The sequence below is a fragment of the Sporolactobacillus sp. PKPK-6 genome, from assembly GCF_056678885.1.
On record NZ_JBWXPA010000002.1, the window covers coordinates 884383 to 905795 of the forward strand.

Sequence of the window (21413 nt, forward strand, 5' to 3'; positions counted from 1 at the left end):
AGGCATGACCTTCATCCATTCTCAGATTCGGCAGGTTTGCCCGCCTCGATCAGTACTTTATTCCTGCCCATGCCGAGAGCCAGCATCAGCATGATGGCACCTGTTCCGAGGAGCAGCCATTCGATCCGGATGAGGTCTGCGATCGGCCCAAAAATCAGCATTCCAATCGGCATCATTGATGTTGAAATCATTCCCATCACCCCGAAAACACGTCCCAAATAATCTTCTTCGACTTTTTCCTGCAGAAGCACGGTCGTCGGAGTATTTAAGATCGGCATAGCCACACCGAACAAAGCCATAAATGCAAGGTAGACCCAAAAGTTGAAAACAAACGCCCCCAACGCAAAGGTACAGAATCCCATCAATATAGCCGAAAAGGTCATTGTCTTCACTTTATTTTGGAAGCCGCCCCATGACGCGATAATCCCACCTCCGCTCATCATGCCGACGGAAAAAGCGATCTCAATCGCAGTTAGGCGCCATACGTCGCTGCCGAATGTACGCGTTACCTGCAGTGGAGTCAGAAAAGCTGCCGGAGCCATCAGCACAAAAAAGACGGCAAAGTACAGGAAGAAAATTTTCAGAAAACCATGGTTATTAATGTAGCGCAATCCTTCTTTAAAATCACTGAGATAGCTTGTTGTCTGCTTCGTCATTGCTTTTTTATGAATGGATATCTTAACAAAGGCAAGCATTGTGCTGATTGCGATTGCCGCTGTAATGACGTCAATAAAAAAGATCACTTCAATGGATGCCATGGTCAGCAAAGCGGCACTGACAATCGGCGAGACAAACATGATCACCGCTTGGATGCTGCCGTTCGTGCCGTTCACTTTTGTCAATTTATCCTTGGGCACAATTTGTGGGAGGACCGCACCGACCGCAGGTGTCTGGATCCCTGTTCCAAAGGCGCGGATTGCCGCCATGAGAAAGAGCAGCCAAATCGAATCAAATCCGGCCAAAAAGAAAATGGCTAGAATGAGCGTTGCCGTGGCCACAAGCCCATCTGATAACATAATAAGGTTCTTTCTATTAAATCGATCTGCCCAAACGCCCGCAACTGGGGACAAAAGAAAAGTCGGAATAAACCCGCAAATAATGTATACCGTCATCATCAACCCGGATCCTGTCCGCAGCGTGACATACCACATCATCGCATATTGAACGAGGGATGATCCAAAAAGTGATACCGTCTGGCTGCTTAAAAAGAGGATAATCGTTCTTAGCCAATTTTCATTCGCAGGAGGCTTTAGTGTCGTCACAGTGAATCACTCATTTCTCTTTAATTTTTCAAATTAGCTCTGCATTGCTGACGCGCAAATTTCCCCCTTCCGGCAGCAAAAAAGAGGGGAGACCTATCCCCTCTTTTTCATCACCTATACTATAAGGTTTCCAAAAACAGACAGACCAATCCCGCTGCTCTAAGCGCAGTCAGAGCTCTCAAACGTATTTAGTTAGCGATTGAAAGCAGAAATTCTTAATCTTATTGATGCTGTCAAACGGAAAACCTCCAAGCTCTTTTGTCATTGATTTAATTTTAACAAAGGTAAGGGCCTCAGACAATGGGTTAGCCTCCACCCAATTGATCACCGCGCCTATTGTATAGACTTTTCATGTTCCAGCAGCCATTTTTTTCTTTCCAATCCGCCGCCATATCCTCCAAGTGCTCCATCCGATTGAATCACACGATGACATGGGATAATGATTGCCAGTTGATTTGCGCCGTTCGCATTTCCGATTGCACGAACTGCTTTTGGGTTCCCGATTAATCCGGCTAGATCCTTGTACGTTGCCGTCTCGCCCATCCGTATCTTCAATAATTGTTCCCAGACGCTTTTCTGAAAATCGGATCCAAAGAACATAATTGGCGTTTTAAACGTGTTAAGACCTTTATTAAAATAGTCATTAAGTTCATTTCTTATTTGATTTGATCGATCAGTCTTTCCTGGTATTATCGAGGCATTTAATCGATTTCTTAATCGTTCAATTTCTCGTTCCAACCCTCGTCTGTCGGCAAATTCGAGTAGATAGAGAAAATTTTCGTCCACGATACTTACCATGGGACCGAGTGGCGTATCAATCCAATCTGCGTAGAGCATTTTTATCTGCTTAGATCGATTCGGTGTTCTGCCCATAATTTTGGAAAACGCATCATGAAATCCGCTTGACGATATGTAGCCTATATCAATTTGCGTATTGATCACTTTTTCTCCTGTGCGTATTGATTTCATCGCAATCCCCATTCTTCTCGCCCTGGCATATTGTACAAAGGTCATGTTGTAGTTTTTCTTGAACTGTCTTCGAGCGGTCGCAGCATGGATTCCCAGTTCATTGAAATCAGAATCCTTCCATCTCTTTTCAGGATTTTCTTCAACGAGAGCTACCATTTTTTGAATGAGCGGCGATTGCTTTTGTGGAAACGATAAAGGATTGCATCGCTTGCATGGGCGAAAGCCCGCTAATAGTGCTTCCTCCGCCGTCTCATAAAACAAACAATTTTCATAATGCGGCTTTCTTGCGGGACAAGTCGCATGACAAAACACACCGGTTGTTTTAATACCTGCAAAAAAGATCCCATCATATGTTGAATTTCGCTCAACCAGAGCGTGATAATATTCTTTTTTCATCGACTCATCTTTAATCACTGCCACGCACCTCATTTCGATATGGAGAAAGGTCTTAGTTCTCTAGCTGTATCATTAATCAAATTATATCTGCAATCTCATGATGGCACATACGAAAAATGAACATCTATTTTTTCAAAATTTATCTGATCCATGTTCATGCATTGGTCTCACTTGTTATCTTTGCCATGGTTCAATTTCCACAAATCGCTTAACGGATGACCTAGTGTCCGGTTCGCCACAGGACGTACTTCCGCACGATGCGATGACTTCGGCGTCGCTCACAGGAAATGAGTGTCATGAGCCGAAGCTCCTTAACTTATCGGACCACTTATACTAAGTTTCTCTAAATCTTTATACTTATTTGTGTAAAAAAAGAGCTGCCTCAAAGTCAAAATGACTTATCAGGCAACCCTTATATTTAGTCCATCTGTTTATGCCGTCGTTAATGATGTATGCTACATATTGCTTTACAATCGAAATTCGATTCACTTGATGCTCCCTTTAAACATGTTTGTTGCTCCATGTATTTGTCCTTAGACATATAGAACCAAGTCCGAAAAGTAAGATAAAAAGAAGCAAGGTCAGAAGTACGCCACATCAAGTTAAAGCAGTTCACCATACATCGTCTAATTTATTGGTATAAAATTCGATTGCTTTTTTATAACTCAGAATTTCAGTATCCGCAGTGGTTTCGATCAAACATTTAAGTAATCGTTCCATAGCTTCTGTATGTTCTTTTAAGTTGTATAAGGTCATCGCATAGAACACTTGAATCGCTCTATTATTAGGAAATAATTCAATCCCCTTAAGAAAGGTGCGCTTTGATTTTTCGTATTCGCCCAATGTTCTATAGGTACTCCCTAATCCTAGTAGTGCTCCTTGCATTTCATCAGAAGGCAATCCTAACTCAATCGCACATTCATAATAGGGGACCGCTTTTGTTTCTTCGCCTAGATTATCAAAACTCCATGCACAATGATAGTTAATCAAAGCGTTTTGCGGTTCCTTCTTTACAAGCATCCTTAATACATCATTAGATTCTTTATAGCTTCCACTTTCCCTTAAACTTATTGCTTTTTCTAGTTCTTTACTCATTTAATCTCCCTCCGGTATTGATCTATTGTCTTATGAAAGCTGCTAATAAGTCAACGTGATCGAACATGCTGCTAAAATGAAAACCCCGGAGAAAAAAGCTTTCTCTGGGGTTTCGTCTGTGCTGATCGCGGCAAAATGATTAAGTTCTGTTTTAGTCATTCATCTGATCCGGTCACAGCTTATGTGCAGCTCTCCTTCTTTAACAACGAGGACCGTTTTGTTCCCCATGACTTTGAAAGGTATTGGCGCATCATTCTGCGCCACTGATGTTGCTTTGATATTGTTCAGAATAAGTTTAAAGGAATCATAGCTTTTCTCGTAACCGTGATGTGTCGCGTTAATCGATACATAAAGTTCCTTGCTCGACTCGCTCAATTGAGCGGAAAATTCGTAAAGGTTGTAGCTGCCATTGCGGTACTCGAAGCTTTCTCCGTCATCCTGATAATGCGTATAGCTGCTTGTTTCTCCATTTTCAGGCGGATACAGATCCAAGGTCAATTGGTCAATGGCTTTTTCTCCAACGTAGTTCTGAACAGGATAGAGCGGGATGATGCTCCCCTCTTTTATATAGATCGGACATACATCAAGCGGCGCTGCCTTCACAATGTATTGACCGCCTTCATAGCTTTCCTTCGTCCAAAAATCAATCCAACGGCTTCCTTTCGGCAAGTAAACAAGCCGCGTTTTGGCACCTTGCTCGACTACAGGCGCGACAAGAATCGCTTCCCCGCAAAGAATCTGATCGTTGATTTCATAGGTTGCCGAATCGTTTTGATAATCGAGCAGCAGCGGCCGCATGATCGGCAATCCGGTTGTCTCTTCATCATGCAGCAGATCGTATAAATAAGGAAGCAGCTGATACCTCAAACCGATGTATTTTCGATTAATGGATTCAGTTTGTTCATCAAACGCCCACGGTTCCTGATCACGCGTGAAAATGCTGGAGTGATTGCGGAACAGCGGTGTAAAGGCGCCAACCTGAACCCAGCGCGACAACAGTTCAGATGTGCAGTCAAAACCGAAACCGCCGACATCCGTCCCGCAAAACGCAACACCGCTGAGTCCGAGATTCATCAGCATCGGCAGTGCCATCCGCAAATGTTCCCAAAGGCTCTGATTGTCCCCGGTCCAAACGGTGGAATACTTCTGAGTTCCGGCATAGCACGCACGTGTAATGACAAACGGACGTTTACCAGTAGACTGCTTGATCCCCTCATACGTTGCTTTCGCCATATAATGTCCGTAGACGTTATGAATTTCGCGATGATCGGTTTGAATTCCGTCATTGTTGAATTGAACATCATCCGGAAGCGGTCCTTTAAAACTAGCCGGCTCATTCATATCATTCCAAATACCGGAAACACCGAGATCAGTCATGATCTTCTGATTGTCCGCCCACCATGCCCTCACCTTGCCATTTGAAAAGTCTGGGAATAGAGCATCGCCAGGCCAAACCTGATTCACATAAGGGAGATGATCCTTATCCGTCGCAAAGTAGTGATTGGCGAGCCCTTGATCATAAATGGCATAGCCTCGATCCTTCTTGACCCCCGGATCAATAATGGTAACCACCTTGAACCCCTCTGCTTTCAATTTCTTCAGCAATTCTTCCGGATTGGGAAACTTCTTGTGATCCCATGTGAACACACGATAACCGTCCATGTAATCAATGTCGAGATGCAGGACATCGCATGGAATCTCTTTTTCACGGAACGTATCAGCAACCTCATTAAGCCGCTCTTCAGGAGCATAGGCCCAGCGGCTTTGCTGATAGCCCAGTGTCCAAAGCTGCGGAAGCGGCGTTGTCCCGGTTAGCTTTGTATAGCCTGTGACGACTTCTTTAACCGAAGGTCCGTAAATAAAAAAGTAATCAAGATTACCGCCAGCTGATGCAAAACTGTAGTAATCGCTGTTCTCCTTACCTAAATCAAATTGCGATTCAAAGGTGGTATCAAAGAAATAACCGAACGCTTGACTGTCCTTCAATGCAATAAGAAACGGAATTGATTTGTACAAAGTTTCAAAGCTCTCAACATGCGGGGACGGATCATCTGTATTCCACATTTTGTAATGGTACCCTTTTTTATTTAAGTGACCCGTCTTCTCGCCAAGTCCATAAAAGAAGGTGTTCGGATCCAATTTCTTTTTTAATCGATAGCTTATTTTCTCTTCTTCCGAAGCAAGTTTATGACCTTCCTCAGCCGCCATGGCAATTCCTTCTCCTGCCCCCCTCCGAATAAAGGCTGTGCCCGTTCCGCGATAGTCCTCACTGAGCATCGTACCGGAAGGATCCGAGATGTTGACTCTAAAGTCGCTCGTTACTTTAACAATTAATTGTTCTGTACGAATGGTCAGCGTTTCCCCAGTAAAATCAACAATGAGTGCTCCCGGCTCTTCTTCAAGATGTTCAATCGCCTTTGACGGACGCCGCTCACCTGCGATCGGTGCAAAGAAGTTAATGATCGAAGGCGTGATCACTGCAATCGTGACTTTATTCTTTTCAAATTCAACCGTTATTCGGTTTTGTTTCCGTGCGTAGCCGATGATTTCACCAAACATAGTGCACCTCCATAATTCGTTCATCCTAACTTATCTTTCAAAACCGAACGTCTCAAATCCTGCAAATTGCTCAATAAAGCCTTAAATACTTCAGGCAGTTTTACATATAAAATTGTAATCGTTTACATGATAATGCAAACATCTGATGAAAATGCCGCTCCGTCTCATTCCATAACATTTCATCACAATTTGCCTTTTCTTTCAAGCATCGGAATCATTTCAAATGAACAAAATCCCAGGTGAAAACACGAACTGTTCTCCCTGGGAAATGATGCTGAATGAATACCTTATTTTCAATAAAGCTGCAGCAATCATTTGGAAATACGTTTTACCGGTATCCAGATTTCACTTCTGAAATTTGGTGACGTTGTGTCTTTGTTTTCATTCCACAGTATCTCCGGTCCTTCAACCGCTTCATAATTGGACGAAGGGAACCATTCGGAATAAATGCGGCCCCACACGTTTTGCAGCGCACTTGGAAACGGCCCAACCGCCTCGAAAACCGCCCATGTAGATGCCGCAACCTCAAGGACTGCAAATTGATCTGGGCATTCCTTTGTTGTTGCTGTTCCGATGTAGTGATCAAGAGCCCCCTTTTCTTCCATTCTGCCTTCAGAAAAGTTGGTCGACGCACTGATAATTCCGGATGGCTCGACATTTGTGAGTGCCTTCAGTTCCTTAATTTTTTGTTCGTCTAAACGCTTCCACATGGCCTCAATTTCCGGATTGACACCACTGAAAATGATCGGCACTCTTTTTTTCAAACCGACAACTCGAAAGGCTTCTTTTTCGACAAGTCTATAGTTCATTTCTCCAACTCCTTGAATCGTCAATTGGAAGGTCATGGGGGGAAACGCTTTAAGTGTTTTCGCCGTGCTTCTTACTTCTGAAGGCGTGATGCCGTGCAATGCCTGAAAAGCTCGAGTAAATGCATCAGCAGAATTGTATCCATAGTTAACGGCGACATCAATCACTTTGCGGTTGTCTTTGAGTTCAAATGCCGCAAGAGTCAGCCGTCTGCGGCGGATATACTCAGAAAGCGGAACACCGGCAAGAAAGGAAAACATCCGCTTAAAATGATATTCCGAACAGCAAGCGCGCTTTGCTGCTTCTTTGTAATCGATGGATTCCGTCAGATGCGACTCAATATAATCCATGGCACAATTCATCTGCCTCAGCGAATCCATAGTCATGACCTCCTTGAACTAAATGTAACAAAAGCAGAGTGAGCAAATCCGACAATTCGTGCACCATTATGTCGGAGTGACGACTTGCCAAAATAAGGAGCTACCTTTGAGTGACCAAGTATCCATGAATGGAGCAGGCCTTTTACTCTTCTATTTTCTTCAAAATTTTTGCAGGATTGCCAGCGACAACTACGTTATCCGGAACATCCTTGGTGACGACTGAACCTGAACCGATGACGACATTATTGCCAATCGTAACCCCAGGATTAATCACCGCGCGCCCGCCGATCCAAACATTGTCGCCAATCGTCACCGGTTTCCCAAATTCCGCACCCGATATGCGCAGCTTCGCGTTGAGCGGATGAGCCGCAGTATAAATGTGAACACCAGGAGCAAACATGCAGTTATCGCCTATGTGAATCTCGCAAATATCTAAAAACACACAATCAAAATTCGCATAAAAATGCTCGCCAACATGAATGTTGTACCCATAATCGCAGTGAAAAATTGGTTCAATGTATAACTTTTCTCCTGTCGAACCGAAGAGCTGTTTTAATAACTCCGCCCTTTTTTCGCGATCGGTCTCAAGCGTTTCATTATATAATCGTGTCAACCTCCGCGCGTTCAAACGATCGCTTTTTAATACCGGATCCGACGCATCATACAGCTCACCATGAATCATTTTTTCTTTTTCAGTTGTCATTAATTGAACTCCTTTTTTTGAATTTCATAGAAAAACGGTGGCCGAATTCCGAGTGTATCGGATCTTAACCACCGAGTATATGAAAAGTTTTAGTTTTGCATTACTAATCAATTAGGCTGTTTATCAAAAGCCTGAAATTTCTCCTTAATCGTATCCGCAGAGTGTTTGAATTTTGCTTCCTCTTCAGCGGTTAACGGCAGGGTGATGACTTCTTCCACTCCGTTCTTACCGATGATCGCCGGCTGACCCACATAGGTGCCGTACTTTTCATTATAGCAAGAGCAAATGTATGCGGCCTTGGCATCCGAAAGCACTGCTTGACTGAGCTTAACAGCACAAGTTGAGATCGCCCAGCTCGTATAGCCTTTGCCGGAATAGACTTCCCAGCCGCCGCGACGAGCTGCCTCTTCCAGATCATCCAGGTTCAGGTTCCGCTCTTTGGCAAGCTCAGTGATGTCCAATCCGTTCACACGAACCGTTGACCATGCACTGAATTGGGATTCCCCATGTTCGCCGTAAACATATCCGGAAACGTTTTTCGGATCACAATCAAATTGATCTGAAACTACTTTTTGCATCCGGGCCGTGTCAAGGAACGTGCCCGTCGCAAAGACTTGCTGCCGGCTAAGTCCGGTATTTTCCTGGAAATATTGCGTAATCGCATCACATGGGTTCATCGTATCAATGGCTACACCGTGAAAACCGGATGCTTTGACCTTCGGCGCTATGTCCTGCACAATATACTTCGTGTATTTGAATTCAGCCCAGCGGTTGCCTTCCGCCTGTTTTTCTTTATAGGCGAGAATATTGCCGGCAGTAATGAACAAGATGTCCGTATCGGCAAGCTCACTGTAGTCATTAATTTTAATGATCGTTCGCGTGTCGATTCGTCCTTGCATATCCTGTAAGTCGAGTTGTTCGGCGCGTGCCAGGCCCTCATTCGTATCAATTAATATCAGTTCATCCGCAATTCCCTTTGAAACCAAAGTGAACGCAACGGCTGCGCCAACGTGACCGAGACCAATAATTGCGTACTTTCTCATATCTGTCTCCACCCTTCTCTTTTATTGATTATGTACATCCCAAGTCTATCTTAGCACAATACGTTTTTACTGAATCAACCATATTTTAAATAGTTTGTGATTTTTAAAGGAATTTTTTTCAAATCATAATAACAAAATTAAGATTTGCTAATGATGCAAACACAACTTAAAATCATATAGTCAAAGTCATACGAATGTACTATTATTTATATCACAAAGATGTCTTTGCGCACATGAATCGATTGTATTTCCCCCAGTTCGAATTAGGGAGGCATAAACCATGCTTGATCATAAATCTAAAAAAAATACAGATCCTTCAACAGACCATGTAATCGAATATCCGGATCTGTTTTTTCGATCATTATTTGAAGGAAACCCGGACGTAACTTTTTATATGGATGTTAACGGGGTGATTGTATTACCAAATAAACGTTTTTCTGAATGTTTTGGCTATATTAATGATGAAATCATTTTAAATAAATTTGAAAAGTTCCTGACGGAAAAGGAAGTACCATCCTACAAAGAAACGTTTAAAAAAGTGATGAGCGGCAAAAAACAGTACATCAACACGACACTGACACACAAAAACGGTACACAAATCGAGTGTCAATTAGCCCTAATGCCGGCACGTTCAGCGGGACAAATTATTGGCGCATTTGGGCTTCTCCAGGATCTAACAAACAAAAATCGATTACAAAAATCCTTAATCGAATCTGAACTGATATTCAAGAGTCTTGCAGATGAGGCATCCTTTGGCATTTTTATTCTTCAATGCGATAAGCTGATCTATGGAAACCCTAACTTTTATGCATCTGTTGGTCCGAATTTTACGAATGGCACCTGTCTCCTAAACACTCTGCATCCTGATGATCAATCAACAACTCAATTAATAATGGATGAATTAACCGTTGGTGGAGCCGGCAAAGACGTGCCCTTACGAGTCATTAAAGAGGACGGCACACATTATTATGAATGTCATATGAAAAAAATTATCTACCAAAACCAATTAACGATTGTTGGCTCGGTCCAAGATGTAACCAAGTATAAAAAAGCACAGTCGCTAACAAAATTTCTTGCGAATCACGACGAACTTACCGGTCTCCCGAACAGCAGATTCTTTCGAGAAAAATTGGAACAGGAAATGGTTATCAGCAACACTTTAGGGCAGAAATTGGCCGTCATGTATTTGGACTTAGATCGCTTTAAATACATTAACGATACGCTAAGTCATCTGGTTGGCGATGAACTGTTGAAGCAGTTCGCAACAAAATTGACTAAGGTCCTTGGGCCTCATCAATTAGCTGCTCGAATTGGTGCCGACGAGTTTCTGGTTCTTTGCCCAAATGTCTTTGATCACACCGTAATCAGCCAAGCAGAAGCAATCATCAATGCATTCGATCACCCATTTATTATTAGCAATTACCGATTGCAGATTTCACTCAGCATCGGCATCAGCATCTATCCGGACAACGGTGATCATTCGGCGACGTTAATCAAGCATGCCGATTCAGCTCTTCATAAAGCAAAAGGGAAGAAGAACAGCAAATATCAACGCTACACCTCCACAATGGATATCGTCGGCTATAAGCGTTTTACTTTAGAGGCGGATTTACAGAATTGGCTTGAATTAAATCAGTTCGAATTATACTATCAGCCTAAGGTAGACATCGGCACCAAACGTATTATAGGCGCTGAAGCACTGATTCGATGGAATCATCCGAAGTGGGGACTGGTCTCACCAGCAGAGTTTATTCCTTTAGCCGAAGAAGTCGGCATCATGCGTAAAATCGACCAATGGATCGAACACACTGCTTGTTTCCAAAACAAAGCATGGCAAGATGACGGTCTGCCCGCGATTCCGATCTCAATCAATCTTTCTGCAAACCGTTTTTTGGATCATGATCTGACTGTGGATCTTTTGGATGTGTTGGAACAGGCACATTTGGATCCGAAATACTTAGAGGTCGAAATCGTTGAAACATCTCTTCTGGAGAATGAAAAAACAATTTTTACAATTATCGACAGTCTTAGACGCAAAGGAATTAAGATTAACTTGGATGATTTTGGAACAGGTTATTCATCACTATCCTACCTTAAGCGTTTCAAAGGACGAATTGATACGTTGAAAATTGATAAGTCTTTTATTGATGCGTTAGATGACACCACCGATGAAAGCTCAAAATATATCACCCAATCAATCATTGAATTGGCCCATTATTTAAACATGAATGTGGTTGCTGAAGGGGTAGAAACTCAGGAACAATTGCAGCTGTTACAAAATTATCACTGCAATATCATACAAGGCTACTTTTTCTCCAAACCGGTTCCAGCCGCTACGTTCGCTAAGCTGTTGCGAAAGGAAAAAGAGGGAGCTCCTGCTGTACCTGTCTCACGAAATCGTGGAGTCTATGAAAACCGAAGAGAGCATTTCAGAGTGGATCTTGATTATCCTCTAGTCGCAATGATAACCCTTGTGCAATTTCATGGGCAGCATGTTAAACTGGGCAACACGCGCATCCTTATTGAAAATATTGGTTCTGGTGGACTGCGCTTTCTTTCTGACCTACGTTTTGGAATTGATTCATCCCTGGTCTTAAAGATTGAAACAACCATTCTTGGAGAAAAAATTACACTTTTGGGTTCCGTCGTTTGGGTGAATGAACTGAAATCCGAGGTATTCCAGTATGGGTTCAAACTTTTGATTGAAGAGAAGAAGCGCATCATTTTTTCTCAGTTATTAAATAAACTTGCACTGCTTCTTAGAGAAAATCCAATGCCACCAGATTGTGATTTTGTGACAACGGGTAAATACGAATTTTTTGCAAAACAAATAGAAAGTCACTCCTAGGCGGATTACTTGTATAAAATATGATCCTGTTTCTTCTTTAATAAAGATGGGAAACAGGATCTTTATGTTATACCGCTTCCGCTGGTTTTCAATCAGCTCTGTTTTAAGTTTGACACATACCTGAAGACATGCCATATTGATTCCACCTGACTTTTAATCTATAGTTTAAGTGAATATCCTTCGATGATTAACACAAATAGTCTTATAAGCTGTTTTTTACCGGACAGCAATTTTTGCATGGATTTTTTTACAAAAAGGTACCTTTGATTTTAAAAAGAGAGATGATGAGTATTGTGAAAGTACTTGCATTGGTTAATAATTTTATCATCTTCATGATTATTTCGTTGATCAATACGATTATTTCGATCAAGCTTCCCATAACCATCTTCCAATTGGATAGCTGGCTGTTTAGGGAAAGGCGCTGGGAAAAAGGCGGCCATTTCTATCAGGACTGGTTTAATGTGAAAAGGTGGAAGAGTCTCTTACCGGAGCTCAGTGATTTTCTGTCCTTCCTTTTTTCAAAAAAACAAATGAAGCGATCCAGCCCGGATTATTTGTACAGATTTGCTTTGGAGACCTGCCGTGCCGAGCTCGTTCATTGGTGCATTATGATCAGTTCTTTGCTCTTTACGCAATGGAATCATACAGGTGTTTCGATGCTTATGATCTTCATTGCTGTCGTGTGCAATCTTCCCTATATCATGATACAACGTTACAATCGACCGAGAATTTTAAGTATTCTTGCCAATAAAAAAACGAACTTAAACGGAAATAGGATAAATGATTTGGAAGTACTCCATAAAGATATATGAAGGGGAATTTTTCTGTGAGTAGAATTCTGTTTATTTCATCTGAGCATACGGGATGCGGACATAAAAGTATCACGGAAGCGCTGAGCAAGCAGCTCCGGCTTTTGTCACCGGATATTCAGTTTACAGTTATTGATGGATTCGACCTGGGAAGCCGTATTCTTCGTTCATCCAGCCGAGGTTATGACTCATTTGCAGTGAAATTTCCTGCTCTTTGGGGTCTCATTTACCGATTGAGCAGTCCATTTAAGCAGCTTGTCAATTGGTTTGTCGCACATAACATCAGAAAGTCATTGTTAGAAAAAATCGACGCCTTTCATCCCGATGTCATCGTATCCGTTCATAATCTTTTCATCGGTTCGGTAATCAATGTCTTAGATCGGGCACATTTGTCTATTCCTGTTATCTCGTTGATTGCGGATTTAGACAATGTCACGAGCCTTTGGGCAGACAAGCGGGCAAAATATATTATATGTCCTTCTGACGAAGCGGAACAAAGAATGCTAAAGGCTGGTATGTCTCAGGATCAATTGTTTCATACCGGCTTCCCGACACGCAGCGACTTCTGTGACTTGAAACTGCCTAAAAAGCCTGATCTCCGTCACATGCGCAAAAATTTTATTTCTATTCTCCTAATGAGCGGGAGTCAAGGCTCGACTCAGGTTCTGAAAATCGCCAAAATCTTGCTAAGTGATGAGAAAATCCATCTAACGATTATTGCAGGACATAACACGGCATTAATCAAATTAATGGAAAGCACTTTGTCCCCCTACATTGGAAAACGAGTGACCATTTATGGATTTATTAAAGAAGTAAAGGCGCGCATGATGGAGGCTGATCTTCTGATCATGCGGGCTAGCCCTAATGTATTAATGGAGGCGGTCAACCTGTGCAAACCCGTCATCGTCACCGGTGCATTGCGTGGACAGGAGGCAAAGAATCCTCATTTTGTCCTTAAACACAGATTGGGACTCTATTGCAAAGACTTGCGCCAATTGCCGACTATGATTTCAGCATTGTTGGAAAATGACGGGGAACAGCTCCTGCAGATCGCTCAGAACCAGTATGAGTTCAAAAAGCCTGAATCGGCGCGCAAGATCACTGAATTGCTCATACAAACAGCAAAGGAACCCAACGCTCTGAAAATCAGTCAATCACTTGAACATTCTTTGACCGACTAAAATTCAAAAAACGTGCAGCAGGAGCAGTTGAATGGCAACAAAAACAAAATTCAAATTACTAATAGGAATAATCATAACTGTTTTAGTCGTCTATTATTCATTCAAAACATTCGGCAGTCTGGATCTAAGCACTGTATTCAATGCGAAAATAAATTGGTTCTTAGTTTTTTGTTCAGTTGCCATTAATATCTATTCAAACTATGTTCGGAGTCTTGGATACACATTGGGCATTGATCCGAATATTAACCGTCTGAGAGCTCTGCAAATCGTTGGTATCGGTCATGCGGCAAATATGATTCTGCCCCTTCATATTGGTGACGGATTACGTTTTGCTTTTTTCCCGGACAACTACAGCGCATTTCGTCGGACGGAATTGGTGATGATACCGGCGATCGCCGACTCGATAGCAATTATCGTCATCTCCCTTTTCGCCGTACCCTTTTCCGGATTTAAAGAGCCCATGATTGTTACAATCTTATGGATTTCTTTCTTTTCATGTATTACCCTCATCGCGTTGCTGCTGACTGTTGTTTCTTTTGTTCCGCGATTTCGAAACTATGTTCATGGCTATCTAACAATCGGAATGCTGAACATGATGCTTTGGGTGCTTTTCTCGTATATACTTCTCCTCCTTTCCATTTGGATGGGACTAATTGCGTTCGGCTTCGGCTGGGGCGCATCTTTGCGTATGTCGCTGGCCGTTTTTGCCACAACAAACCTTATTGGGTTTATACCTGCCTCACCCGGTTCCGTGGGTCTTTTCGAATACGGAGTCATTATCGGTCTTGCCGGACTAGGCATTCAGCAGAGCGCGGCGCTTTCGGCAGGCTTACTGCTTCATTTCATACAATATGCCGCACTGCTTCCATTGGGTGTTGTTCTATATATTCTGGCCCTGCACGGGAAATATGGAAAAGCACTCAGAAATATGCTACATCAGAAACTGTAAAAAGCTGTTTGGGCGATGCACACTTATCATTTGCTAACTCAGTTTAATTAAGCGATTCGATTGGTAAAGTTACAAAGCACAAATAAATGGAATTCATAAGAGGATTAAAAAAGGTGTCAGATGATCATGAAGAATATTACCATTCATTCACCGCATAGAGAGTCGCTAAACATAACTGTCTAAATAATTCCGCAGATAAATGTTCATATTGTTCGTCTACATTTTTTTCATGAGCCATGTATGGCGGAGAATCATTCCATGAGCCCATAGCACCAAAAACATCAGCGGTACTTGCTGCTTTAAAAAGATTCAAATTCTTCTTCGGCATATCAATGAGCAGTTTCATTTCTTTCGTAGATTCCCCTTCTGCAGCAAGGGCAGCCTCATGAAATAAATTTGCAAAATGGTCACATTCAATGAAGTGCGCGAATTTCTCAATTTCATTTAAAACGTTTACCAAGTCTGCTGTATTATCGTAAAATTCCGGCTTCTCTTGAGGTGGATTATCCCAGCGGTGTTCTGTATAGGTGATTGTCCAGGCGTGCCTTTCTTTCTGGAAGTCCCAATGCACTGTATTGTAAGTTACATGACCACTTTTATAAAAGCAGACAAAAATGTTTTGTCTTGAGTTTGAAAATCCAAGCAGATTTCTGTCTTCTACCTGCATCGGCGTTAAGCATTTTATATCTTCTAACCCGCGTTTACAACATTCATCAAACCATTCTGCTACATTACTAGCTTTAAAAGGCTTTTTCCCAAACCATGACTTCTTTTCAATAAGCTGAAAAGTAATGGAATCCTCATATTTGAACGATTCAAATATGATTTTCTTGTTCTCTTTTAGCGCTTTTTTTGCACTTGCAACAATTCTGCATACCTGAAGCAGTTCACCATTCATTTTTTGATTGTGCCCCCTCGTTCCTCTTTGTCCTTATCAGTGGTATATGTCCGATTCCAGTATATTTCAACAATTCCCCATTCTCAATGATAATTATTCAAAACCCAATGTTCTTTTATTAACATTCTTATAGACTCTGAATATATTGCCGCTGTTGCTCTCGGAAATAAACTCCTTGAACTTGCCTTTGATCTGGCTATTATCAAGTACAGCTGCTGCTTTCGTATGATACAGTGCAAATTTCTGTACGATCGCCTCCGCAACACCAAGCTCTGTCACTAAAAAGCGGCGCTTACGCCAAATCTCGATTATGCATCGATGAACTGCTTGCCTGTACCTGCTTGTATTCATGTTCCAGTTCTGACAAAGATAATTCAAATAGATGCCTTCCGTCTTTCTTATAAACTCTATGTGCAATCAGCTGTTCAATTAATTGTTCGCGTCTGTCTTCCACCATCTTTCTCAGTGCACTGCTCATCGTGCCGCATCTCCCTATAAAAAGATAAAAAGCCCAATTGTTCTCTTCCCACAGTGATAAGAAGAGAAATCAGGCTTTTCTTTATGCTGCTCTCAACTTATCTCCAAGCAATGATTCTGCTTTAGGAATTAGCACCGTACCGCAATCAGCCGGTTGCTGAGGTTTCGCAGGGCCATTCCCTCCGCCTCTCTGGATAAGCATTTTTCAATAATTTATATTAGGTATAGTATGGTCGATTATTTATTCCTGTACTCACTATTTAAAAGATCCGCTAATGAATTCTGATCATAAATACGATGACTCTATCATACGTTTGCATGCTTTAATGCTTTCAAAACGGCAACCGCAGAGCGATAATAGAATTCTGCGGCAACGCGGATCCCTTTAGGGTCAACCCGAAACGCAGGATGATGCCAATCTTCGGGTCCGTTCGATCCTACAAATGCGAATACACCGGGTACCTCGCGTTGGAAGCAGGAAAAATCATCCCCGGCCACCGAAACTTCAGGTGTCACCACCCGCACTTCATTTTCATTTGCTTCTCGAATAATTCGAGCTATTTTTTCTTCATTAAATACGGATGGCGTCCCTTGGCCCCATTCCACAGCAATCTGTACGTTGAACGCCTGTTGAAGTCCGTCGGCGATTGCGGCAAAGCGATCAATGATCAAATCACGATCCTGATCGTAAAAAGTGCGTACTGTTCCGAGCAGTTCGACCTTTCCAGGCAGCACATTCCACACGTCACCGCCGTGAATACTGGTAATGCTCACGACCGCTTCATGCTTTGGCGAAATGTTTCGGCTGACGATCGTTTGCGCTGTTTGAACGAACGATGAAGCCGCTACAATCGGATCTCGGGTCCGCTCGGGAATCGCCGCATGACCGCCGATTCCATTAAACGTAATTTTAAATTTGTCGCAAGCCGCCATTAAAGGTCCTGCCTTGATTCCAATGGTTCCCACCGGCAAATCTGGTTTGTTGTGAATACCAACGACCGCATCCAGTCCTTTGAGCTGACCGTCTTTGACCACCTTGAGTCCACCGTGTCCGGTTTCTTCTGCAGGTTGAAAAATCAAACGAACGGTGCCGGGAAGATCCAACTGATTTTGTTTCAGTAAAGCAGCGGCCCAGAGCAAAGCGGTCGTATGAAAATCATGACCGCAGGCGTGCATCACACCTTCATTTTGTGATTGATAGGGTAAGTCAGTTTGTTCATGAATCGGCAAGGCATCAATATCCGCGCGAAGCCCAACAGCAGGACCGTTCAGATCACCTGAAATTTCGGCAAAGACGCCGGTCGGCAGGCTGGTCTCTCGCAACGTAACTGATTGACCCTGCAGCCAGTTTTTAATTCTTTTTGTTGTCTCATATTCATGCAACGACAGCTCCGGGTTCTGGTGCAGCTCTTCGAATATGGATTGAAAGGTCTTACCATCATTTGCAAATCTGCTCATACTTTCGATTCATCTGCCTTGTAGTCGAATTCACCGGTTGCCTGGCCTTCACTTCCGCTTTCGTTCACCAACGTTTCCACCCGGTTCAAAGCATTCAGGATAAACGCCTGATCAAAATTTTTGAAGACAAAACGGAAGCCAAGCTCCGTTTGACATTCTCTGGCAAGAATTTCTTTAGCTTTATCTATATCCTGAAGTTTGAACTGACTCAGCGAATAACTCAGACCCACTCGTTTGTAAAAAGGCAGCAATTTCCGAACTTCAGCATCCTGCCCCAAGGTCGCGAGTAGTACAAGTAAACCGTACGCAACCTTTACCCCATGTTGATAACGGCTCGTCTCCGGAATCTTGCTCATTGCATTATGGACTGCATGGGCACCGGAAGCACGGCCATAATCTCGAGCAAAGCTGCCAACTGTTCCGGAAAGACCGACAATCACATCTGATACAATACGGAAAGCAGGGCTGAGCTGATGGTGTTCCAGGCTTACCACTGCTTCCTCCGAATACCGGAGCAGCAGTTTTTTCGTTTGCAGGGCCGCAGTGAGTCCCAGTGATACAAAGGGATCGATCTGCTGGCTCTCATCTTTCGGTATCGCTTCCGCCTCATACCATTTCGCTAACGTATCCCCTATACCGGCAATGTAGTAGTCTTTCGGAGAGTCAATCAGTAGAGACAAATCGACCAGCACCGCATAAGCGGATTCTTGAAAATGATCGCGGCCGATATGCTCGTGCTGCTGATTATAAATGATGGCAAGCGGCGTATACGCGGAGCATGTACCAAGAACCGTTGGGATACAGATGTATTGAGAACGGAGCCGATGATTGACACCCTTAGCCGTATCTAATACACGTCCGCCGCCGATCCCGATAATTAAATCTGCCTGCCCGATCTCACTCGTCAAACGGTCCATATCTTCATGACTGGATGTTCCGTCATAGCGATGAACCGGCCACTTGACTTCCTTTTTATAGACCTTTTGAAAAGCTGAAAATGATTGTTCACCCGTAACAATATGAACAGACGAAAAAGGAGAAACAAGTTCATCCAGTTGGCTGATGGCATCCTCTGTACACAGATACTGACTTGGACCGCCTCTGACGATTTTTCCTAAATCCATTTTCCCCACCCCATTCTTATTCATATGCTTTATAAATCGCCTGTTCCAGATCGTCAATCAGGTCATCCGCATCTTCCAAACCGATCGAGAGGCGGATTAGCGTGTTGCTCAGCCCGGTTTTTTCACGATTTAATGAAGGAATTTCGCGATGCGTGGTTCGGCCGGGATTAACAATCAATGAACGCGCATCTCCCACATTTGGCAAATAGCTGAAAATGTTTACAGAACTCAGAACCTTTTTTGCCTGTGCTTCGGTTCCTTCAATCTCAAACGCAAAAATTGCCCCAACTCCATGTGGAAAGTATCGGTTCACCAATTCGTGCTGCGGATGCTCTGCCAATCCAGAATAGTGTACTGCTTTAACATGGGGATTGTCTGCAAGGTACCGGGCAATCTTCTTCGCACTGTTCACTTGCTTAGCTAGCCGTTCGGACAATGTTTCAATACCTAAGAGAACTAAATAAGCTTCAAAAGGGCTCAATACAGCACCGAGCAAGCGAAGGTACTTAACCCTGATCCGTGCTGCAAATGCGTTCGAACCAAACGCCTCAATAAAGCTCCGCTCCACATGCTCGTCTTCATTTCCCAGAACAAATTCTTTTTCCTCAAATTGTTTAAACTTGCCGTTCCCATAATCAAAGGTTCCAGCGTCAACAATTAATCCTGAAACAACTTCTCCGTGTCCGCTGATTCCTTTTGTCGATGAATAGACGACGATGTCCGCACCATATCGGATTGGGTTAAAGAGATACGGGGTCGGAAACGTATTGTCAATAACCAGTGGAATACCATGTCGATGAGCCAGTTTTGCCAGTGCCTCTACGTTCGTCACCGTTGTATCCGGATTCGTGACGCTTTCTGCAAAAATTGCTTTCGTATCATCTTTGATCACTGCTTCAACACATTCTAGGTCATTAATATCATCGATGAAGTCAAAAACAATCCCGAATTTAGGAAACAGGGTTCGAAATTCATCAAAGCTTGATCCATAAATATTTGCTGCGGCGATAATTCGACCACCGCCTTCGGCTAGATTTAACAATGTATAGGAAACGGCCGCCATACCTGATCCGACCGCCACCGCTTCTGCGGCACCGTCCAGATCAGCGATTCTTTGTTCAAGAACAGCAGTCGTCGGATTGCCGATTCGCGTATAGCTGAAGCCTTTTTCTTTAAGGTTGACCAGCCGTTCTGCACGCTCCGGATCGCCAAAGCCAAAGGCAACCGTCTGATAGATCGGTACTTGTGATGCATAATTATGTTGTTTCGGATCGTACCCCGCATGTATTTTCAAAGTATCAAATCGTTTCTCCGATTTCTCCGTCATCTCTAGTCCCCATTTCTCATTCAAAAAATTCCCATGTACAAATTAGAGATATGACTGATAGGGAATATGCAATCGTTCTGAGACTTCAGCCATTTCTTTCAGTGTTTCAGGATCGATGGGAATCCCATTTTTCAGGCGGTCTTCAAACGCAGCAGCTTCTTTGTCGCCATGTATGTAAATCTTCTTCCCAGGTTCAGTTGGAAGGTTCCGAATGCGTTCAAGCATAGCAGATAATGCTTCTGAAATATCGCTTGGATCACCAAACAAACGAAGATCGATCGCAGTAAAAAAGTGACTGATTCCCTTTGTCTTGCCACTGCCCAGATCAGCAGAAAGATGTCCTTGCGACAGAATCGACGTTAAAATTTCTACAATTAAAGAATGGCCAAATCCTTTGTATCCGCCATTTTCTTCTCCGCGTCCTCCTACAGGAAGCATTCCCCCTATTTTTGGATGCTTCGACAAATTTCCCCTCAACTTTTTCGCATCTTTGCTGATTTCATTGCGTTCATCAACTGCCCACGCTCCAGGAATCGTCTTTCCCTGTTTGGCATACATTTCGATTTTCCCAAGCGATACGACTGTTGTAGCTGCATCAAAAAGAAAATCATGGGGCTCGGCAGGCATTGAAAAAGCAAGCGGATTACTGCCAAGAAACGGCTGCATCGCATGAGTCGGTATCAAAAAAGGATTGGAATTCGTTGCGGAAATTCCCAGCATTCCTTTATCGCTCGCCATTTTAGCGTAATAGCCGGCCATTCCATAATGATTCGAATTGCGAACCGAGTCAATACCAATGCCGCTCTGTTCTGCTTTTTCAATCGCAAGACTCATCGCTGTTCCCGCCACGAGCTGCCCCATACTCTTGTGTCCGTCCATTACCGCGCTCACCGGCGTTTCCCAAATAACCTCAGGAATTGCGCCGACTTTAATGTCACCGGCAGCGATCTTTCGGTCGTACATCGCCAAACGCTGCACACCATGTGATTCAATACCGAACAGATCAGTGGTCACAATGGATTCGGCAATGATTGAACTGCTCTCTTCTGAAAAACCGTACGCCTTGTATATACTTTTCACCCATTGCTCGATGCTCTGATAATCGTATCGATTTCCCATCTTCGCTTA

18 protein-coding genes and 1 riboswitch are annotated in these 21413 nt (G+C 43.2%); of the genes, 4 read left to right on the forward strand and 14 right to left on the reverse strand.

The features are described from left to right. Window positions 1-11 precede the first annotated feature (11 nt). The 7 genes from AC1MBV_RS15160 to AC1MBV_RS15190 form a co-directional block, all read right to left on the reverse strand. On the reverse strand, window positions 12-1262 hold the full coding sequence (locus tag AC1MBV_RS15160) for an MFS transporter (RefSeq protein ID WP_255748950.1): 1251 nt from the start codon (window positions 1260-1262) through the stop codon (window positions 12-14). Window positions 1263-1595: 333 nt separating this feature from the next. Next, the gene (locus AC1MBV_RS15165) at window positions 1596-2642 is read right to left on the reverse strand and encodes a bifunctional transcriptional activator/DNA repair enzyme AdaA (protein WP_480948795.1); all 1047 of its coding nucleotides are present in this window, start codon (window positions 2640-2642) and stop codon (window positions 1596-1598) included. Between the two features lie 597 nt (window positions 2643-3239). After that, window positions 3240-3722 carry a tetratricopeptide repeat protein gene (locus tag AC1MBV_RS15170; RefSeq protein WP_480948663.1) on the reverse strand — a complete coding sequence of 161 codons (483 nt, stop codon included), beginning with the start codon at window positions 3720-3722 and terminating at the stop codon, window positions 3240-3242. A gap of 159 nt (window positions 3723-3881) precedes the next feature. Next, window positions 3882-6281, reverse strand: coding sequence for a glycoside hydrolase family 31 protein (locus AC1MBV_RS15175; protein ID WP_480948664.1), 2400 nt, complete (start codon window positions 6279-6281; stop codon window positions 3882-3884). Between the two features lie 311 nt (window positions 6282-6592). Then, window positions 6593-7468 (reverse strand): AraC family transcriptional regulator, encoded by an 876-nt coding sequence (locus AC1MBV_RS15180; RefSeq protein WP_480948665.1) that lies wholly within the window; start codon window positions 7466-7468, stop codon window positions 6593-6595. Between the two features lie 142 nt (window positions 7469-7610). Then, on the reverse strand, window positions 7611-8171 hold the full coding sequence (locus AC1MBV_RS15185) for a sugar O-acetyltransferase (protein ID WP_255748946.1): 561 nt from the start codon (window positions 8169-8171) through the stop codon (window positions 7611-7613). A 107-nt stretch (window positions 8172-8278) separates the two neighbouring features. After that, a complete protein-coding gene (locus AC1MBV_RS15190; RefSeq protein ID WP_255748945.1) occupies window positions 8279-9214 on the reverse strand; it encodes an L-lactate dehydrogenase in 936 nt (311 codons plus the stop codon). Window positions 9215-9494: 280 nt separating this feature from the next. Between AC1MBV_RS15190 and AC1MBV_RS15195 the strand changes: the two genes are divergently transcribed. The 4 genes from AC1MBV_RS15195 to AC1MBV_RS15210 all read left to right on the forward strand — a co-directional run bounded on the left by AC1MBV_RS15195 (window position 9495) and on the right by AC1MBV_RS15210 (window position 15001). After that, the gene (locus AC1MBV_RS15195) at window positions 9495-12062 is read left to right on the forward strand and encodes an EAL domain-containing protein (RefSeq protein WP_480948666.1); all 2568 of its coding nucleotides are present in this window, start codon (window positions 9495-9497) and stop codon (window positions 12060-12062) included. A gap of 284 nt (window positions 12063-12346) precedes the next feature. Beyond that, entirely contained in the window at window positions 12347-12874 is a 528-nt protein-coding gene (locus tag AC1MBV_RS15200; protein WP_255748943.1) for a glycosyl-4,4'-diaponeurosporenoate acyltransferase CrtO family protein, read from the forward strand. A 14-nt stretch (window positions 12875-12888) separates the two neighbouring features. Then, on the forward strand, window positions 12889-14052 hold the full coding sequence (locus AC1MBV_RS15205) for an MGDG synthase family glycosyltransferase (protein ID WP_255748942.1): 1164 nt from the start codon (window positions 12889-12891) through the stop codon (window positions 14050-14052). 31 nt (window positions 14053-14083) lie between these two features. Then, a complete protein-coding gene (locus tag AC1MBV_RS15210; protein WP_255748941.1) occupies window positions 14084-15001 on the forward strand; it encodes a lysylphosphatidylglycerol synthase domain-containing protein in 918 nt (305 codons plus the stop codon). Between the two features lie 136 nt (window positions 15002-15137). Here the strand turns inward: AC1MBV_RS15210 and AC1MBV_RS15215 are convergent, their stop codons facing one another. The 7 genes from AC1MBV_RS15215 to AC1MBV_RS15245 form a co-directional block, all read right to left on the reverse strand. After that, on the reverse strand, window positions 15138-15899 hold the full coding sequence (locus AC1MBV_RS15215; protein ID WP_255748940.1) for a hypothetical protein: 762 nt from the start codon (window positions 15897-15899) through the stop codon (window positions 15138-15140). 93 nt (window positions 15900-15992) lie between these two features. Then, a complete protein-coding gene (locus tag AC1MBV_RS15220) occupies window positions 15993-16250 on the reverse strand; it encodes a DUF4180 domain-containing protein (RefSeq protein ID WP_480948667.1) in 258 nt (85 codons plus the stop codon). Beyond that, on the reverse strand, window positions 16192-16377 hold the full coding sequence (locus AC1MBV_RS15225; protein ID WP_255748938.1) for a Fur-regulated basic protein FbpA: 186 nt from the start codon (window positions 16375-16377) through the stop codon (window positions 16192-16194). The genes AC1MBV_RS15220 and AC1MBV_RS15225 overlap by 59 nt, the downstream gene beginning before the upstream one ends. Before the next feature lie 94 nt (window positions 16378-16471). Continuing rightward, window positions 16472-16577: riboswitch (SAM riboswitch) on the reverse strand. A gap of 105 nt (window positions 16578-16682) precedes the next feature. After that, window positions 16683-17834: an amidohydrolase gene (locus AC1MBV_RS15230; protein WP_480948668.1), complete on the reverse strand. Its 1152-nt coding sequence runs from the start codon at window positions 17832-17834 to the stop codon at window positions 16683-16685. Next, complete coding sequence (locus AC1MBV_RS15235) at window positions 17831-18958, reverse strand: iron-containing alcohol dehydrogenase family protein (protein WP_480948669.1); 1128 nt, start codon at window positions 18956-18958, stop codon at window positions 17831-17833. Before AC1MBV_RS15235 ends, AC1MBV_RS15230 begins: the two co-directional genes overlap by 4 nt. 16 nt (window positions 18959-18974) lie before the next feature. Beyond that, a complete protein-coding gene (locus tag AC1MBV_RS15240; protein ID WP_480948670.1) occupies window positions 18975-20285 on the reverse strand; it encodes an O-acetylhomoserine aminocarboxypropyltransferase/cysteine synthase family protein in 1311 nt (436 codons plus the stop codon). 42 nt (window positions 20286-20327) lie between these two features. Beyond that, window positions 20328-21404, reverse strand: coding sequence for an Ldh family oxidoreductase (locus AC1MBV_RS15245; protein ID WP_480948671.1), 1077 nt, complete (start codon window positions 21402-21404; stop codon window positions 20328-20330). Window positions 21405-21413: the final 9 nt, after the last annotated feature.

Excerpts from the sequence above, each read along its gene's own strand:
- AC1MBV_RS15195 (WP_480948666.1), top strand. The coding sequence starts at position 9,495 with ATGCTTGATCATAAATCTAAAAAAAATACAGATCCTTCAACAGACCAT.
- AC1MBV_RS15210 (WP_255748941.1), top strand. The coding sequence starts at position 14,084 with ATGGCAACAAAAACAAAATTCAAATTACTAATAGGAATAATCATAACT.
- AC1MBV_RS15245 (WP_480948671.1), bottom strand. The coding sequence starts at position 21,404 with ATGGGAAATCGATACGATTATCAGAGCATCGAGCAATGGGTGAAAAGT.
- AC1MBV_RS15170 (WP_480948663.1), bottom strand. The coding sequence starts at position 3,722 with ATGAGTAAAGAACTAGAAAAAGCAATAAGTTTAAGGGAAAGTGGAAGC.
- AC1MBV_RS15175 (WP_480948664.1), bottom strand. The coding sequence starts at position 6,281 with ATGTTTGGTGAAATCATCGGCTACGCACGGAAACAAAACCGAATAACG.
- AC1MBV_RS15200 (WP_255748943.1), top strand. The coding sequence starts at position 12,347 with ATGAGTATTGTGAAAGTACTTGCATTGGTTAATAATTTTATCATCTTC.
- AC1MBV_RS15230 (WP_480948668.1), bottom strand. The coding sequence starts at position 17,834 with ATGAGCAGATTTGCAAATGATGGTAAGACCTTTCAATCCATATTCGAA.
- AC1MBV_RS15240 (WP_480948670.1), bottom strand. The coding sequence starts at position 20,285 with ATGACGGAGAAATCGGAGAAACGATTTGATACTTTGAAAATACATGCG.
- AC1MBV_RS15220 (WP_480948667.1), bottom strand. The coding sequence starts at position 16,250 with ATGAATACAAGCAGGTACAGGCAAGCAGTTCATCGATGCATAATCGAG.
- AC1MBV_RS15215 (WP_255748940.1), bottom strand. The coding sequence starts at position 15,899 with ATGAATGGTGAACTGCTTCAGGTATGCAGAATTGTTGCAAGTGCAAAA.
- AC1MBV_RS15185 (WP_255748946.1), bottom strand. The coding sequence starts at position 8,171 with ATGACAACTGAAAAAGAAAAAATGATTCATGGTGAGCTGTATGATGCG.
- AC1MBV_RS15225 (WP_255748938.1), bottom strand. The coding sequence starts at position 16,377 with ATGAGCAGTGCACTGAGAAAGATGGTGGAAGACAGACGCGAACAATTA.
- AC1MBV_RS15235 (WP_480948669.1), bottom strand. The coding sequence starts at position 18,958 with ATGGATTTAGGAAAAATCGTCAGAGGCGGTCCAAGTCAGTATCTGTGT.
- AC1MBV_RS15180 (WP_480948665.1), bottom strand. The coding sequence starts at position 7,468 with ATGGATTCGCTGAGGCAGATGAATTGTGCCATGGATTATATTGAGTCG.
- AC1MBV_RS15190 (WP_255748945.1), bottom strand. The coding sequence starts at position 9,214 with ATGAGAAAGTACGCAATTATTGGTCTCGGTCACGTTGGCGCAGCCGTT.